Source organism: Microbacterium profundi (assembly GCF_000763375.1).
GTDB classification, from domain to species: domain Bacteria; phylum Actinomycetota; class Actinomycetes; order Actinomycetales; family Microbacteriaceae; genus Microbacterium; species Microbacterium profundi.
In genome coordinates this window covers 18,064-32,319 of the sequence record NZ_JPSY01000001.1, presented here as the reverse complement: position 1 = coordinate 32,319, position 14,256 = coordinate 18,064, and the positions used below count along the sequence as shown (strand labels likewise).

At 67.4% G+C, this 14,256-nt stretch carries 16 protein-coding genes; 12 read left to right on the top strand and 4 right to left on the bottom strand.

Annotation, left to right across the window (positions count from 1 at the left end; genetic code table 11):
- Nucleotides 1-51: 51 nt before the first annotated feature.
- Genes murA through JF52_RS0100135 form a run of 4 tightly spaced genes read left to right on the top strand, consistent with a single transcriptional unit; the run spans nucleotide 52 to nucleotide 4,297 of the window.
- A complete protein-coding gene (gene murA / locus JF52_RS0100150; protein ID WP_033104548.1) occupies nucleotides 52-1,419 on the top strand; it encodes a UDP-N-acetylglucosamine 1-carboxyvinyltransferase in 1,368 nt (455 codons plus the stop codon).
- Nucleotides 1,420-1,424: 5 nt separating this feature from the next.
- Nucleotides 1,425-2,180 carry a lysophospholipid acyltransferase family protein gene (locus JF52_RS0100145; protein ID WP_033106108.1) on the top strand — a complete coding sequence of 252 codons (756 nt, stop codon included), beginning with the start codon at nucleotides 1,425-1,427 and terminating at the stop codon, nucleotides 2,178-2,180.
- On the top strand, nucleotides 2,170-3,303 hold the full coding sequence (locus JF52_RS0100140) for an NAD(P)H-dependent glycerol-3-phosphate dehydrogenase (protein ID WP_033104547.1): 1,134 nt from the start codon (nucleotides 2,170-2,172) through the stop codon (nucleotides 3,301-3,303). The genes JF52_RS0100145 and JF52_RS0100140 overlap by 11 nt, the downstream gene beginning before the upstream one ends.
- Nucleotides 3,209-4,297 carry a D-alanine--D-alanine ligase family protein gene (locus JF52_RS0100135; protein WP_033104546.1) on the top strand — a complete coding sequence of 363 codons (1,089 nt, stop codon included), beginning with the start codon at nucleotides 3,209-3,211 and terminating at the stop codon, nucleotides 4,295-4,297. Before JF52_RS0100140 ends, JF52_RS0100135 begins: the two co-directional genes overlap by 95 nt.
- A gap of 3 nt (nucleotides 4,298-4,300) precedes the next feature.
- Here JF52_RS0100135 and JF52_RS0100130 read toward each other — a convergent pair whose 3' ends face one another.
- Nucleotides 4,301-4,819 carry a DUF3515 family protein gene (locus JF52_RS0100130; protein ID WP_033104545.1) on the bottom strand — a complete coding sequence of 173 codons (519 nt, stop codon included), beginning with the start codon at nucleotides 4,817-4,819 and terminating at the stop codon, nucleotides 4,301-4,303.
- A gap of 23 nt (nucleotides 4,820-4,842) precedes the next feature.
- Between JF52_RS0100130 and thiL the strand changes: the two genes are divergently transcribed.
- On the top strand, nucleotides 4,843-5,838 hold the full coding sequence (gene thiL, locus JF52_RS0100125) for a thiamine-phosphate kinase (protein WP_033104544.1): 996 nt from the start codon (nucleotides 4,843-4,845) through the stop codon (nucleotides 5,836-5,838).
- Here the strand turns inward: thiL and rsmD are convergent.
- Nucleotides 5,808-6,386 carry a 16S rRNA (guanine(966)-N(2))-methyltransferase RsmD gene (gene rsmD / locus JF52_RS0100120; RefSeq protein WP_033104543.1) on the bottom strand — a complete coding sequence of 193 codons (579 nt, stop codon included), beginning with the start codon at nucleotides 6,384-6,386 and terminating at the stop codon, nucleotides 5,808-5,810. The two genes, thiL and rsmD, sit on opposite strands and share 31 nt — an antisense overlap.
- A 44-nt stretch (nucleotides 6,387-6,430) precedes the next feature.
- Between rsmD and JF52_RS0100115 the strand changes: the two genes are divergently transcribed.
- The 7 genes from JF52_RS0100115 (at nucleotide 6,431) to JF52_RS0100085 (ending at nucleotide 12,174) form a co-directional block, all read left to right on the top strand.
- Nucleotides 6,431-8,611: an ATP-dependent DNA helicase RecG gene (locus JF52_RS0100115; protein WP_033104542.1), complete on the top strand. Its 2,181-nt coding sequence runs from the start codon at nucleotides 6,431-6,433 to the stop codon at nucleotides 8,609-8,611.
- Nucleotides 8,612-8,670: 59 nt separating this feature from the next.
- The gene (gene coaD / locus JF52_RS0100110) at nucleotides 8,671-9,168 is read left to right on the top strand and encodes a pantetheine-phosphate adenylyltransferase (RefSeq protein WP_033104541.1); all 498 of its coding nucleotides are present in this window, start codon (nucleotides 8,671-8,673) and stop codon (nucleotides 9,166-9,168) included.
- 107 nt (nucleotides 9,169-9,275) lie between these two features.
- The gene (locus tag JF52_RS0100105) at nucleotides 9,276-9,773 is read left to right on the top strand and encodes a YceD family protein (protein WP_235272301.1); all 498 of its coding nucleotides are present in this window, start codon (nucleotides 9,276-9,278) and stop codon (nucleotides 9,771-9,773) included.
- Nucleotides 9,774-9,775: 2 nt separating this feature from the next.
- The gene (rpmF, locus tag JF52_RS0100100) at nucleotides 9,776-9,985 is read left to right on the top strand and encodes a 50S ribosomal protein L32 (RefSeq protein ID WP_033104540.1); all 210 of its coding nucleotides are present in this window, start codon (nucleotides 9,776-9,778) and stop codon (nucleotides 9,983-9,985) included.
- Between the two features lie 17 nt (nucleotides 9,986-10,002).
- Complete coding sequence (rnc, locus tag JF52_RS0100095) at nucleotides 10,003-10,695, top strand: ribonuclease III (RefSeq protein WP_033104539.1); 693 nt, start codon at nucleotides 10,003-10,005, stop codon at nucleotides 10,693-10,695.
- A complete protein-coding gene (gene mutM, locus JF52_RS0100090; RefSeq protein WP_033104538.1) occupies nucleotides 10,688-11,563 on the top strand; it encodes a bifunctional DNA-formamidopyrimidine glycosylase/DNA-(apurinic or apyrimidinic site) lyase in 876 nt (291 codons plus the stop codon). The genes rnc and mutM overlap by 8 nt, the downstream gene beginning before the upstream one ends.
- The gene (locus JF52_RS0100085) at nucleotides 11,560-12,174 is read left to right on the top strand and encodes an HAD family hydrolase (protein ID WP_052166639.1); all 615 of its coding nucleotides are present in this window, start codon (nucleotides 11,560-11,562) and stop codon (nucleotides 12,172-12,174) included. The genes mutM and JF52_RS0100085 overlap by 4 nt, the downstream gene beginning before the upstream one ends.
- 12 nt (nucleotides 12,175-12,186) lie before the next feature.
- Here JF52_RS0100085 and JF52_RS0100080 read toward each other — a convergent pair whose 3' ends face one another.
- Nucleotides 12,187-13,506 carry an FtsX-like permease family protein gene (locus tag JF52_RS0100080; RefSeq protein ID WP_052166638.1) on the bottom strand — a complete coding sequence of 440 codons (1,320 nt, stop codon included), beginning with the start codon at nucleotides 13,504-13,506 and terminating at the stop codon, nucleotides 12,187-12,189.
- Entirely contained in the window at nucleotides 13,503-14,213 is a 711-nt protein-coding gene (locus tag JF52_RS0100075; RefSeq protein WP_033104537.1) for an ABC transporter ATP-binding protein, read from the bottom strand. Before JF52_RS0100075 ends, JF52_RS0100080 begins: the two co-directional genes overlap by 4 nt.
- Between the last annotated feature and the right edge of the window lie 43 nt (nucleotides 14,214-14,256).

Genomic DNA, 14,256 nt, shown 5'->3' with positions numbered 1-14,256 from the left:
CCGCTCCGGCGGCTGGCGCCGCGTCCATGACCATGAAGTGAGGCTCCTCGAATGACGACAACCGTGCGCGCTGAGCTTCCAGAGGGAGTTCCTGCTTTGACCGGAGACGTGCTGGCCATCCGAGGTGGAAGGCCGCTGCGCGGCCGTGTCGATGTGAAGGGGGCGAAGAACCTCGCCACGAAGGCGATGGTCGCATCCCTCCTCGGTGAAGACACGAGCATCCTGCGCGACGTACCTGGCATCAGCGATGTCGCCGTCGTGCGCTCGCTGCTCGAAGTGCATGGTGTCCGCGTCAGCGAAGGCGACGAGGTCGGCTCGCTCGTCTTCGACCCCAGCGACGTGGAATCCGCGCACATGGAAGAGATCGACGCTCACGCCGGTGCCTCGCGCATTCCGATCCTGTTCTGCGGACCTCTGCTGCATCGCCTGGGCCAGGCGTTCATCCCCGACCTCGGCGGCTGCCGCATCGGCGACCGCCCGATCGACTTCCACCTCGATGCACTCCGCAAGTTCGGCGCGGTCGTCGAGAAGCTGCCCAGCGGCATCCGCCTGTCCACGCAGGGGGGCCGCCTGCACGGCGCGAACATCCACCTGCCGTACCCGAGTGTGGGAGCCACCGAGCAGGTGCTGCTGACGGCCGTGCGCGCCGACGGCACCACCGAACTGCGCAACGCAGCCATCGAGCCGGAGATCATGGACCTGATCGCCGTGCTGCAGAAGATGGGCGCGATCATCTCCTACGAGCCGAACCGCGTGATCCTCATCGAGGGCGTGGAGACGCTGCGCGGCTACGACCACCGTTCGATCTTCGACCGCAACGAGGCCGCATCCTGGGCGTCTGCCGCACTCGCGACGGACGGAGAGATCTTCGTCGGCGGCGCCAAGCAGCAGGAGATGCTCACCTTCCTCAATGTGTTCCGAAAGGCGGGTGGCTGGTTCGACGTGAAAGAGGACGGCATCCTCTTCCGTCGCGGTGGCGACCTCCAGCCCGTCGTCATCGAGACCGACGTGCACCCCGGCTTCATGACGGACTGGCAGCAGCCCCTCATCGTCGCGCTCACGCAGGCCGAGGGTCGCTCCATCGTCCACGAGACCGTCTACGAGAACCGCTTCGGCTTCACGGATGCGCTGGTCAAGATGGGCGCCGACATCGTCGTTCACCCGCACGGGCTGCAGAACGGGCCGCGGCGCGTGCCGCGTCGCGAGCTCGAGCAGGCAGCGGTCATCACCGGGCCGACGCCGCTGCACTCCGCCGACATCGTCGTACCCGATCTTCGCGGTGGATACAGCCACGTGATCGCCGCGCTCACGGCCGAGGGTCAGTCGCAGGTGTCCGGCGTCGACATCCTCAGCCGCGGATACGAGAAGTTCCTGGCCAAGCTCGACGCTCTCGGCGCCGACTTCGACGTCGTCCGGTGACGCAGATGGGCTCCCGGTCACCCGAGAAGTCCCGCCCGAGCGCGTTCTGGCCGCTCGCGGCTGTCGTGGTGCCCGCTGTCGGCTACCTGGCGAGGATCGAGATCCTGGGCAAGGAGAAGCTGCCCGTCCAGGGCGCATTCGTGCTGGCACCGAATCACTACTCAGAGTTCGATCCGCTCATCGTCGCGGTGGCGGTGTGGCGCCTCGGGCGTGCGCCGCGCTTCATGGCGAAGGAGAGCCTGTTCCGCGCTCCGGTCCTGGGCTGGCTGATGCGCAAGACAGGGATGGTCCCGGTCGCCAGGGCGACCTCCGCGGCCGCCGCGAAGCAGACGATAGAGCAGTCGCGGACCCTCGTGAAGAACGAGCGCGGTGTGATCGTCTACCCGGAGGGCACCCTCACACGCGACCCCGACCTCTGGCCGATGCGGGGGAAGCCCGGCGCCGTGCGCCTTGCGCTCGCGGGCGGCATCCCGCTCATCCCGGTCGCGCAGTGGGGTACGCAGCACGTCATGGGGCGCTATCAGAAGGGGCTGAGCCTCTGGCCGCCGCGCAAGCGCGTCCAGGTGCTGATCGGCGACCCGGTCGACATCTCCGACCTCACCGGTCGAGCCGGAGAGCAGTCGGCGCTCAACGAGGCCACCAATCGACTCATGAACGCCATCACCGCGCTGCTCGAGGAGCTGCGTGACGAGAAGGCGCCCGCGACCCGCTGGAACCCGTCCGATCACGGGCAGAAGGAGACCGGTCGCCTTGACTCGTAAGAACGCCTCGGCCTCGGGGCCGCGCGTCACCGTGATCGGATCCGGCAGTTGGGGAACCACCTTCGGCAAGATCCTCGCCGACGGCGGCGCCCAGGTCACCATGTGGGCCCGCCGGCCGGAGCAGGCTCTCGAGATCTCCGAAGGCAAGCGCAACTCGAAGTACCTCTCCGGCATCAACCTCCCGCGCAGCATGACTGCCACGCACGACCTGTCGACGGCGCTTGCCGGTGCGGATCAGGTGTATCTGTCGGTGCCCAGCCAGTCGCTGCGTGAGAACCTCAAGGCACTGCGCCCGCTGCTCGACGGTCGAGAACCGCCGATAATCAGCCTGATGAAGGGCGTCGAGCGATCGAGCGGCCTGCGCATGAGCCAGGTGATAGAGCAGGAGCTGCGCTGCGACCCCGCGCAGATCGCTGTGGCCTCCGGACCGAACCTCGCGCTCGAGATCGCGCGCGAACAGCCCACTGCGGCCGTGATCGCCTCGCTCAGCCAGGAGACCGCGGAGACCGTCGCCCGGGCGGCCCGCAACTCCTACTTCCGCACGTTCGTGAACACCGACGTGATCGGCACCGAGTTCGGCGGCGTGCTGAAGAACCTGATCGCCGTCGCGATCGGCATCGTCGACGGCGTCGGCTACGGAGAGAACACGAAGGCCTCGATCATCACCCGTGGTCTGGTCGAGATGACCGACTTCGCCGTGGCGAACGGCGCCCAGCCCGAGACGCTGCAGGGCCTTGCCGGTCTCGGCGACCTGATCGCGACATGCCAGTCGCCGCTGAGCCGCAACAACACGGCCGGCAGGCTGCTCGGCCAGGGGTACAGCTACCAGGACGTTGTCAAGCAGATGAACCAGACCGCCGAAGGTCTGGCATCCGTCGCTCCGATCCTGCAGTTGGCCCGCGAATCCGGTGTGCACATGCCCATCGTCGAGCAGGTGAAGATGGTGCTCGACGGAACGATGAATCCGCGTGACATCGCGCCGCACCTGACGACCGACGACGACACTCCCCAGGAGGAGAGAACCAATCATGGACAAGCAGACGGTGGTGGTGCTCTTCGGAGGGCGTTCCAGCGAGCATTCCATCAGTTCCGCGACCGCGGGCGGGGTGCTGCGCGCGATTGATCGCGAGCGCTACGAGGTGATTCCGGTGGGGATCACTCGTGAGGGCGCGTTCGTCCTGGAAGAGGACCGGCCGGACAAGTTCGCTCTGGATGCTGCGCGCCTCCCGGAGGTCGATGACAACGGCACGCGCGTGCTGTGGCCGGAGCCCGGTGGAGACCGGACGCTGCGGGTCACGCGGGCTGACGGCTCGGTCACGGGCCTGGGCGAGATCGATGTGGTGCTGCCGCTCCTGCACGGGCTGCACGGCGAAGACGGAGCGATTCAGGGGTTCTTCGACGTACTGGAGGTGCCTTACGCGGGCTGCGGAATCCTCGACTCGGCGATCTGCCTGGACAAGCACTTCACGAAGCTCGCGCTGTCCGCCGCCGGGATCGCCGTGTCGCCGGGCATCACGATCCGCCGTGCGCAGTGGGAAGCTGACCCCTCACGGCTTCGCAGCGACATCGCAGCCCTGGGCTCGGTCGTGTTCGTCAAGCCCGCCAGCGCCGGTTCCAGTGTCGGCGTATCGCGAGTCGTCGACGGCGACGGGCTGGACGAGGCGATGCGCATCGCCTTCGCCGAGGACGAGAAGGTGCTCGTGGAGTCGAAGGTGGACGGTCGCGAGATCGAGGTCGGCGTGCTCGCCGGTCGTGCCGGCGAGGGAGCACGGGCGTCGCTTCCGGGCGAGGTCGTTCTCACATCGCGCAGCTTCTACGACTTCGAGGGAAAGTACCTCGGCGGCGACGGCGTGGACATCGTATGCCCGGCTGATGTCGATGACGCGCTCATCCGACGACTGCGCGAGGTCGCTCTGCGCGCATTCGAGGCGGTCGATGGCAAGGGCTTGGCGAGGGTGGACTTCTTCGTCACGCCCGAAGGCGAACTCGTCGTGAACGAGCTCAACACGATGCCGGGCTTCACGCCGATCTCGATGTTCCCGAAGTGCTGGGTCGCATCGGGCCTGAGCTACAGCGACCTCATCACCGAACTCGTCGAGGTCGGCATGCAGCGCTGAGACTCAGCCGAGTTCCAGGAGTTCCTGCGCGTCTTCGTCGAGTTCATCCGGTGCAGGGCAATTTCCGTCGGCGGGGATCGTGGTGATCGCCGCGACCAGGGTGCGGGTGCTGATGACGTCGTTCGAGCTGACTGCTCCGGTGTCGATGTACAGCTGAACCGCCGGGTCACGGCCGTAAGTGGTGAGACGCAGCAACGGCGTCTCCGACGCGTCTACGAGCCAGTCGACGCCCTCGAGCGTCACGCACTGCAGGGCGCTCGTCGGAGCGGGTACGGCCACGCCGCATCTCAGGATGATCGCGGATGCTGCGCCCTCGTCGCCCCACGCACCTGTGGCCTGCGCATCCGTCCAGCGACGATCCTTGTCGGCGAGGTTCCCGACATTCTGCAGGCCCACGGAGACCTCGGCGCACAGCGGGTTGTTCGCGTCGTCCGCCGGCTCGATGTGCACCGTGGTCGCGCACCCGCCGAGCAGGGCCGCGCCGAGGACGACGACGACGGCTGCGGCAAGACGACGAGACATGATTCCAGGCTACCTTTGACACCATGCCTTCCCGTTCAGCAGACGATGATCCGCGCCTCGGGGACGTGTCGGAAGGCACGATCCTGCGCGCCATCCTCGCTCGCACCGCTCCCTCCTCGCACACGATCCTCGGGCCGGGTGACGATGCTGCGGTGATCAGAACGCCGTCGGGCTCGGTCGTCGCAACGACTGACACGCTGGTGCACGGACCGGATTTCCGACTCGCCTGGTCGGGTGGCTACGACCTCGGGTGGAAGTCGGCGGCCGTGAACCTGGCCGACATCGCGGCGATGGGCGCGCGCCCGACGGCTCTGCTCGTGGCGCTGGCCGTGCCGCGCGATCTGCGCCTGTCGTTCGTGGAGCGGCTCGCGGACGGACTCCGCGAGGCCTGCGAGGCTCTGGCGCCGGGTTGCGCAGTCGTCGGGGGAGATCTGACGGTGTCCGATGTGCTCACCGTCGCAGTCACCGCGCTCGGTGATCTGGAGGGCCGGGATGCCGTCACCAGGGCCGGTGCGCGCCCGGGTGATGTCGTGGCGGTGGCAGGTGAGCTCGGGCATGCCGCGCACGGACTCGCCGTGCTCTTCGGCCGATTCCGTGACGGCGACACCCCAGTGGCCGTCGACCCCGCTCGACTCGAGACGGGCGAACGCGCGGCACTGGCCGCTCAGTTGCGCCCTGCACCGCCGATCGGGCTCGGGGTGATGGCGTCCGTCGCCGGTGCGACCTCGATGATGGACATCTCGGACGGCCTCGCCCTGGACGCCGGGCGCCTCGCCACCGCATCCGACGTCACCCTTGAGCTCTCCCGCGCATCACTCGGCGACAATCCGGAACGCGCGCTGGCCGGCGGCGAGGATCATGCCCTGCTCGCCACCTTCCCACCCGACGTTCTGCCGTCCGGCTTCCGCGTCATCGGCACTGTGCGTGCGCGTGGCAAGGACGGCGTGCTGGTCGACGGCGCGGCGGTGTCGATCGACGGATGGGATCCCTACCGCGACTGGGATTCGACTGCCGGCTGAGCCCACCAGAGCACTGTGTCTCCGTAGGTCTTCTCGCGGAACACCTCGAGTCCGGCGGCGCCGACGTCGGGCGGCGTCGAACGGCGTGCGCGCTCGATGACCACCACCGCATCGTCGGAGAGCAGCGGAGCCAGCGCGATCAGATCGGCGGTCATCGCCTCATCGTCCACGTCATAGGGCGGATCGGTGAAGACCAGGTCGTACGGACCTGTCGCGCGTCTGAGGAATGCCAGGACCGCGCTTTCATGCACGCGCGCCGTGGCATCGGTCATCGACCGAACGACCGTGCCGATGTTGCGGCGCACGATCGCGGCTGCCGGTCGGGAGCGCTCGACGAGATCGACGCTCCTGGCACCTCGGCTCAGCGCTTCGAGACCCAGTGCGCCGGAGCCCGCATACAGATCCAGCACTCTGGAGCCGACGATGGCGTCGGAGGACTCCAAAGCTCCGAAGAGGGATTCGCGGACGCGATCGCTGGTGGGGCGCGTGCCGCTGCCCGGCACGTCCAGGCGCAGTCCGCGTGCCTTGCCGGCGATGATCCTCGTCACCCGAACAGCCTATGGCTGTCTGCGGTGTTCTCTAGACTTCAGACATGGTCTTCTCCCTCGACACGAGTCTCGCCGAGGCGATCGGCCCGGCTACGGCGAAGAAGGTTGAGCGGGCGTTCGGCATGACGACGGTCGGGGAGATGCTGGCGCACTATCCGCGCCGTTATGCGGACCCAGCCGAGCTCACGCCCATCCGGGATCTGCCAGTGGGCGAGACGGTGACCATCGTCGCCGAGGTGCTCTCATCGTCGGCGCGTGAGATGCGCAATCGCAACGGCGCCATGACCGACGTGATCATCGGCGATGAGCACGGTCGTGTCTCGCTGACGTTCTTCGCGAAGAACATCAAGCAGGCACGATGGCGTGCGAATGAGATGCGACCCGGCCGGCGCGGTGTGTTCTCCGGCAAAGTCGGCATGTACAACGACACCACCCAGTTCGCCCATCCGCAGGTCGAGCTCTTCGACGACGAGGAGAGCGCTCAGGCCCGTGCTGATGATCGTGCGCACCGGCCGATCCCGATCTATCCGGCGACCTCGGCGGTCTCCAGCCAACAGTTCCGCGAACTGGTCGAGAGGGTGCTGCCCGACGTCGGCGACGTGCCGGATCCGCTGCCGGACGAGATCCGGGTGCGCGAGGGGCTGCTCGAGGCGCGCGCGGCTCTGGTGCAACTGCACCGCCCGCAGGCGCGCAACGACGTCGATCCCGCGGTTCGCACTCTTCGCATGCACGAGGCTCTCGTGCTGCAGACCGCGCTGCTGCAGCAGCGCGCCGCCGTGCGGTCGCTGAACGCCACGCCACGTCAGGCGAAGCCGGGCGGGCTGCTCGAGCGCTTCGACGCCATGTTGCCGTACACTCTCACAGCCGACCAGCAGAGCGTCGGCGACCAGATCGCGACGGACCTCACCGGGGCCTGGCCCATGAACCGGCTGGTGCAGGGCGAGGTCGGATCTGGAAAGACGCTCGTCGCACTTCGCGCCATGCTGCAGGTCGCCGAGTCCGGCGGGCAGGCCGCGCTGATCGCGCCGACCGAGGTACTCGCATCCCAGCATCTGCGATCGATCACGAAGATGCTCGGACCCGATCTCGCACCGCTGCTCATGCCCACGCTGCTCACAGGGCAGATGTCGGCACCGGCACGCCGTAAGGCCGCACTGAGGGTCGCTGCCGGTCAGGCGTTGATCGTCGTCGGCACGCACGCGCTGCTGGGAGAGAAGACGACCTTCGCCGATCTCGGTCTCGTCGTCGTGGACGAACAGCACCGCTTCGGTGTCGAACAGCGTGAAGCGCTGCGCGCGAAGGGTTCCAGCCCGCACGCACTGGTGCTCACGGCGACTCCGATTCCCCGCACCGTGGCGATGACCGTGTTCGGTGATCTCGACACGTCCGTCATCCGCACCATGCCCGCTGGCCGCGCCGGTATCGAGTCCTTCGTCGCGCCGCTGGCGGAGCACCCCGACTGGTTCCGTCGTGTGTGGGACAGGGCTGCGGAGGAGATCGCGCAGAAACGGCAGGTGTTCGCCGTCTGCGCGGCGATCGACACCACGAAGAAGGCGGCCGGTGAGGAAGACCAGGCCGCGCTCGTGCCCACGGAGGAGGGCGCCTCGGGCCCGCGTTGGGGTGTCGTGCAGCTGGATGCCGCTCTCGAGACGCATCCGACCGTCGGCACGCTCCGACGTGCCGTGCTGCACGGGAAGATGCCGTCGGAGACGAAGGATGCCGTGATGCAGGCCTTCGCACGCGGCGAGATCGACCTGCTGATCGCGACGACCGTGATCGAGGTCGGCGTCGATGTTCCGAACGCCTCGACGATGATCGTGCTCGACGCCGACCGGTTCGGCGTCTCGCAACTGCACCAGCTACGAGGGCGAGTCGGTCGAGGCGAGGTCCCAGGGCTGTGCCTGCTCGTCACCGAGGCGGAGGCCGGCTCGCTTGCCCGCGAGCGCATCGATGCGGTGGCCGCGACTCTCGACGGCTTCGCCCTTGCGGAGGTCGATCTCGAGCTGCGCGGGGAGGGCGACGTGCTCGGCTCGACGCAGTCGGGTGTGAGGTCATCGCTCAAGCTGCTGAGGGTCGTCAAGGACTCGAAGCTGATCGCACGCGCGCGGGAACTGGCGGAGGGTATCCTCGAGGCCGACCCGCAGCTCGCGGCGCACGCAGGTCTTCGCGAGGTGATCGCCCGTCGCGTCACGGAGGACGACAGGGCCGCTCTCGCGAAGAACTGACATCGCGGTGTGCCATAGGCTGGTGGTATGCGATGCACTGAGCGAACGAAGGAGTCGAAGTGAGTAGCCGGATCGCCGTCGTCCCAGGTTCATTCGACCCGCCCACCCTCGGTCACCTCGATGTGATCCGCCGGGCGGCGAAGCTGTATGACGAACTGCACGTTCTGATCGTGCACAACCCGGGCAAAGAGGCGATGCTGCCGATCTCCCAGCGGCTTTCGCTGCTCGAGCAGTCCATCGCGGAAGACGGCATGGGCGGCAATATCGTCATCGGATCTTGGAGTATGGGACTTCTGGTCGACTACGCCCGCGACGTCGGGGCCGGGGTGCTCGTGAAGGGCATCCGCTCGCAGATCGACGTGGCCTACGAATCGCCGATGGCGATCGTGAACCGTCACCTCGCCGACATCGAGACGGTGTTCCTGCTGCCCGATCCGTCGCACGCGATGGTCTCGAGTTCGCTCGTGCGCCAGGTCGCAGGTCTGGGCGGCGACATCTCGCCGTTCGTGCCCCGCGCTGTCGCCGCTCTCCTCGACACCGGAGCACGCGGTCTCTGACGCGCGGCCCCTTTCTCAGCATCCGCGGGTAGCATGAAAGCGTGAAGACCCGACTGAACGGCCCATTCGTGGTGCCCGTACGCGACATCGTCCGACACCCCGGCGAGATGCGGGAGCACCAGTTCTCCGTCACCCTGAAGGAGCAGTGGGGTGAAGGCATCGTCTCCTACGAAGCCGGCTCCGAGATCGACGTCGACGTGCGTCTCGAGTCTGTCCACGAGGGCATTCTCGCGTCCGGAACAGTGGATGCCGACTACAAGGGCGTCTGCGGAAGATGCCTGAAAGACATCGCTGAGCCTGTCGAAGTCGAGTTCCAGGAGCTTTTCGCGTATCCTGGTGATGAGGAAACTGACTTCGAGGTTCAAGACGACCACGTGGATCTTGAAACTCTTGTCAGGGAAGCGGCAGTATTGTCACTTCCATTTCAGCCGGTGTGTCAGCCGGATTGCCCGGGGCTCGACCCGAACACGGGTGAGCGACTGACCGAAAGCACCGGGGCGGAGACAGACGCTCCCATCGATCCTCGGTGGAGTGCGCTCCAACAGATCACAGACCAGGGGAACGCGGCAGAGAGCCGTGGGCCCGAGAATACAGAAGAGAGTTAGCCATGGCTGGTAACCCCCCGAAGCGCAAGGTATCCCGTTCCAACACCCGCTCGCGTCGCGCGCAGTGGAAGGCAGCGCCCATCGCGCTCGTCAAGACCGTCGAGAACGGCAAGACCGTCTACAGCCGCCCGCACCAGGCGAAGGTCGTCACCGACTCGCAGGGTACCGAGCTGTTCATGGAGTATAAGGGCCGCAAGGTCGCTGACGTCTGAATCACGTTCTCGCGATCGTGACAGGGGTCCCAGGGGGGACGGCACCTCTCGCCGAGAAGCTCAGGGTCGATATCGACCCTGAGCTGCTTGCGTTGGCGTTGACCCATCGCTCGTATGCGTACGAGCATGGGGCGATCCCGCATAACGAGCGGCTCGAGTTCCTCGGTGATTCGGTGCTGGGACAGGCGGTGACGGTCATGCTGTTCACGACGCACCCGACTCTCGACGAAGGTCAGCTCGCCAAGCGGCGGGCGAGCGTGGTCTCCACGGTCGCCCTCGCAGAGGTCGCCCGTGGCATCGGCCTTGGGGAGCATCTTCTTCTCGGCCGGGGCGAGGAGCAGACCGGCGGCCGCGACAAGGATTCGATCCTCGCCGACACCATGGAAGCCGTGTTCGGTGCCACCTACCTCTCGGCAGGACCAGAGGCTGCGACGGAACTGGTGCTGCGGCTCACGGAGCCGTTGCTCGAAGATCCTGAGCGGTACGGCGCGGCGATGGATCCGAAGACGAGCCTTCAGGAGCTCGCAGCTCGTCAGGGCTCCACGCCACCGAGTTACTCAGTGACATCCAGCGGGCCCGATCACGATCGACGATTCATCGCCACTGTGCAGGTGGGCGACGTGAGCATGACCGGCGACGGCACCAGCAAGAAGACCGCCGAGATGGCTGCAGCGCTCAGCGCCTGGCGATTCCTCAGCGAGAGTGCCTGAGCTCCCAGAAGTCGAGGTCGTGCGCGCCGGCCTCGCGCCCGCCGTCATCGGCGCGACGATCATCAGCGCGTCGGTGTTCGACGAACGCGCGCTGACGCGGCATCCTGCCGGCGCCGCAGACTTCGTCGCGAGGCTCGAGGGAGCGATCGTCTCAGGTGCCTCGCGCCGGGGCAAGTTCCTCTGGCTGCCGCTCGGCGGCTCGGCGGCGCTGACCGCGCACCTCGGGATGAGTGGGCAGCTTCTGCTGCGCACTCCGGATGCACCGGCCGAGCGCCACGAGCGCGTCCGCATCGGCATCCGGCATCCGCGCCACGGCGAACTCGCCGTCGTGTTCGCCGACCAGCGCACCTTCGGATCGCTCGCCGTCGATGCACTCGTCGCCGACGGGACGGATCTGATCCCTTCGCAGGTGCAGCACATCGCCAGAGACCCGATGGACCCCGCGTTCGATGACGCGGTGTTCATCGCCGCCGTGCGTCGGCGCGCGAGCGCGATCAAGCGCATCCTCCTCGATCAGACCCTGATCAGCGGGGTCGGCAACATCTATGCCGATGAGGCGCTGTGGGCCGCCCGCATCCATCCGGAATCCCACGGCCGCGCGCTGTCGGTCCAGGCCGTGCGCCGACTTCTCTCCGAGGTCCGTCTGGTGCTGGAGAAGGCGCTGGCCGAGGGCGGCACGAGCTTCGACGCGCAATACGTCAACGTCAACGGTCAGGCCGGTTACTTCGCCCACTCGCTCAACGCCTACGGCCGGGGTGGGCAGCCCTGCCCGCGCTGCGGCGGCGAGATCGTGCGCGAGGCATTCATGAATCGTTCGAGCCACTACTGCCCGCGGTGCCAGCGTCGCTCGCGTAGCGTGTACGGATGAAGTGGATCCTCTACGACATCGGCGGCGTCATCGAGATCGTCGACGATCACTCCTGGCCGGCCGAGCTGCGAGCCATGTGGAGCGCGCGATCCGGGTTGACCCCCGAGGAGTATGACGCGAAGCTGTCCGCCGCTGATCTGCCGGACACCACCCTCAACGAGGGCGTCCTCGAAGAGTATTGGCGCGGCGTCGCCGAAGCGCTGAGCCTCGACGATGCGGCGATCGAGTCGATGCGGGTGGAACTGTGGGACGCCTACTGCGGTGAGGAGAACTCCGAACTGCTCGACCATGCCCGGTCTCTGCGCGGCCGCTGCGGCCTGGCGATCCTCTCGAACTCCGGAGACGGAGCGCGCGAGGAGGAAGAGCGCCGCTTCGGGCTCTCCGCCGTCTTCGACCCGATCTGCTACAGCCACGAGCAGGGCGTGCTCAAGCCCGACGCTCGTGCATTCGAGCGGGCGCTCGAGCGGATGAAGACCACCGCCGACCGGGTGTTGTTCATCGACGACAACGCTCCGAATATCGACGCGGCCGAAGCCCTCGGCATCCGCGCCGTGCTGCACTGCGACAACACAGCGACCATCGACGCGATCGAGAGGTTCCTCGCGGACTGAACCCTGGCATCCTCAGGCGGGCTGAAACGCCGTGCTCAGCAGGGGCCGCGTCACGCGCACTCCCAGCCAGACGAGGGCGATCCCCAGCGCTACCACCGCGGCGATCGTCACGAGCGACAGCGGCGCGACGACCACTGCGATGCCGACGAGCGGGAACACCAGCACGGCCGCGCACAGCGCGGAGCCGACAGCAGTGAACAGCAGCGGGGACATGATGGCGCGGGTGCGCGCGGCATCGACGGTCTCCACCGGCACTCCGAGGAAATGCAGGCTGCGATGCAGTTCGCGCTGATCCAGGATGCTGGACGCCTGGTTCACGCCGATCGAGACGGCGACCATCAGGAACGAGGCCACCAGCGTGATGATCAGGCCGGTGCGGATGTCGACGGCCAACGTCAGATTCTCCGTCGATTCCGTCGCGCTCATCGTGTTCATGAGGGCGACGCCCGTTCCGGCGAACACAGCCATGAAACTCGCCATCGCGATGCCGCTCACCTGGCGCCATGCGGCCTTGGGGGACTCGAGCACCAGACGCGCGGAGAGCAGTCGTGACGGATGTTCGGCACGGCGCAGGCCGCGCTGGGCGTGGACCTTCAACGCCCACGGGCCGACGAGGTTCAGCACTGCGAGAGCCACGGCGAACATCCCGGCGAGCACAGCGATCGTCATGACGAGACCCGCCGTACCGGGGAAGACCTGTACGAACACGAACGCGCCGGCGATGACGAGCCCGGCCAGTACAGCGCGCACCCAGTGCACTCGTGGCACGGATGTGCGCATGCGCACGCCCAAGGGTGAGATGACGACCTGCCGGAGGCCGACGACGGCGCTGATGCCGGCGAGCAGGACGACACCGGCGCCGACCGCCAGAATGCCGATCGGCGGGAGCAGGATCGCCGCTGCCCCGAGGATCTCACCTCGGAACGGGATGAGGCCGACCAGCGGAACCAGTGCGAGGTAGCCGAGCACGCCGACGAGGGATCCGACGGCGGCGACGATCGTCGATTCGAGCACAGTCGCGCCGGTGACACCGGCGGGAGAGACCCCGAGCAACCGCAACGTCGACAATCGTTCGTCACGTCTTCTCGCCGAGAGTCGCGCGGCTGCGCCGCCGAGAGTGGCCAGCGGCACGACCAGCAGCACGAGTGCGATCGCGGCGAGCGCCTGATAGAGCCCGGCATCCGGGTCTGTCCAGCTCCAGAACTTCTGCGCGCCGCCGACCACGGTGAGTACGAGCGCCGTCACCATCGCGAACGCGGTGGCGGGCAGCGCCAGCGTGCTGCCCTGCCCGGGCGCAGGCCGCAGCAGGAGTGCGAGCACGCGGGCGTTCATGCGGTCACCCCCGTGTTGACGATCTCTGTGCCGATGACATGGCCATCCCGCACGTGCACCGTGCGTGAGCACCGTGCGGCGACCTCGCTGTCGTGGGTGACGACGAGCAACGTCCGGCCCTGACCGGTCGTCGACCACAGCAGCGCATCCATCACGTCATTCGAGGTCTGAGAGTCGAGCGCTCCGGTGGGCTCGTCTGCGAACACGAGTTCTGCGCCGGTGACCTGAGCGCGGGCGATGGCGACACGTTGCGCCTGCCCGCCGGAAAGCTCCCCGATGCGGCGCTCCTCCATCCCCGCCAGCCCGAGCGACGCCATCCAGCCCGCTGCGTGTTCGAGCGCGACGCGACGGGACGTGCCGTTGATCATGAGCGCGAGCGCGATGTTCTCGATCGCGGTGAGCTCCGGGATGAGCAATCCCTGCTGGAAGACGAAGCCGAACGACTCTCGGCGAAGCTTGGATCGCTCGCGTTCGTTCCTCGTGGTGATGTCGACGGGCGCGCCATGCGCTGGGGCGTAGTGCACGCTCCCGGCGTCAGGCGCGGTGATGCCGGCGAGTACGTGCAGGAGCGTCGTCTTGCCCGAACCGGACGCACCCATGATGGCGACGGATTCACCGCGCCCGACGATCAGATCGACCCCGGCAAGGGCCGTGGTGGTACCGAACGTCTTGGTCAGCGACTGAGCATGGAGGACGGGAGTGTTCATGTCTCAAGCCTCGCCGCCGTCGTCGCGGCCGTCGTCGGCCTGT

Coding starts and splice junctions, on each gene's coding strand:
- thiL (WP_033104544.1), top strand. CDS start 4,843: ATGCCTTCCCGTTCAGCAGACGATGATCCGCGCCTCGGGGACGTGTCG.
- JF52_RS0100105 (WP_235272301.1), top strand. CDS start 9,276: ATGCGGGAGCACCAGTTCTCCGTCACCCTGAAGGAGCAGTGGGGTGAA.
- JF52_RS0100135 (WP_033104546.1), top strand. CDS start 3,209: ATGGACAAGCAGACGGTGGTGGTGCTCTTCGGAGGGCGTTCCAGCGAG.
- JF52_RS0100075 (WP_033104537.1), bottom strand. CDS start 14,213: ATGAACACTCCCGTCCTCCATGCTCAGTCGCTGACCAAGACGTTCGGT.
- murA (WP_033104548.1), top strand. CDS start 52: ATGACGACAACCGTGCGCGCTGAGCTTCCAGAGGGAGTTCCTGCTTTG.
- JF52_RS0100130 (WP_033104545.1), bottom strand. CDS start 4,819: ATGTCTCGTCGTCTTGCCGCAGCCGTCGTCGTCGTCCTCGGCGCGGCC.
- JF52_RS0100085 (WP_052166639.1), top strand. CDS start 11,560: ATGAAGTGGATCCTCTACGACATCGGCGGCGTCATCGAGATCGTCGAC.
- JF52_RS0100145 (WP_033106108.1), top strand. CDS start 1,425: ATGGGCTCCCGGTCACCCGAGAAGTCCCGCCCGAGCGCGTTCTGGCCG.
- JF52_RS0100115 (WP_033104542.1), top strand. CDS start 6,431: ATGGTCTTCTCCCTCGACACGAGTCTCGCCGAGGCGATCGGCCCGGCT.
- JF52_RS0100080 (WP_052166638.1), bottom strand. CDS start 13,506: ATGAACGCCCGCGTGCTCGCACTCCTGCTGCGGCCTGCGCCCGGGCAG.
- rpmF (WP_033104540.1), top strand. CDS start 9,776: ATGGCTGGTAACCCCCCGAAGCGCAAGGTATCCCGTTCCAACACCCGC.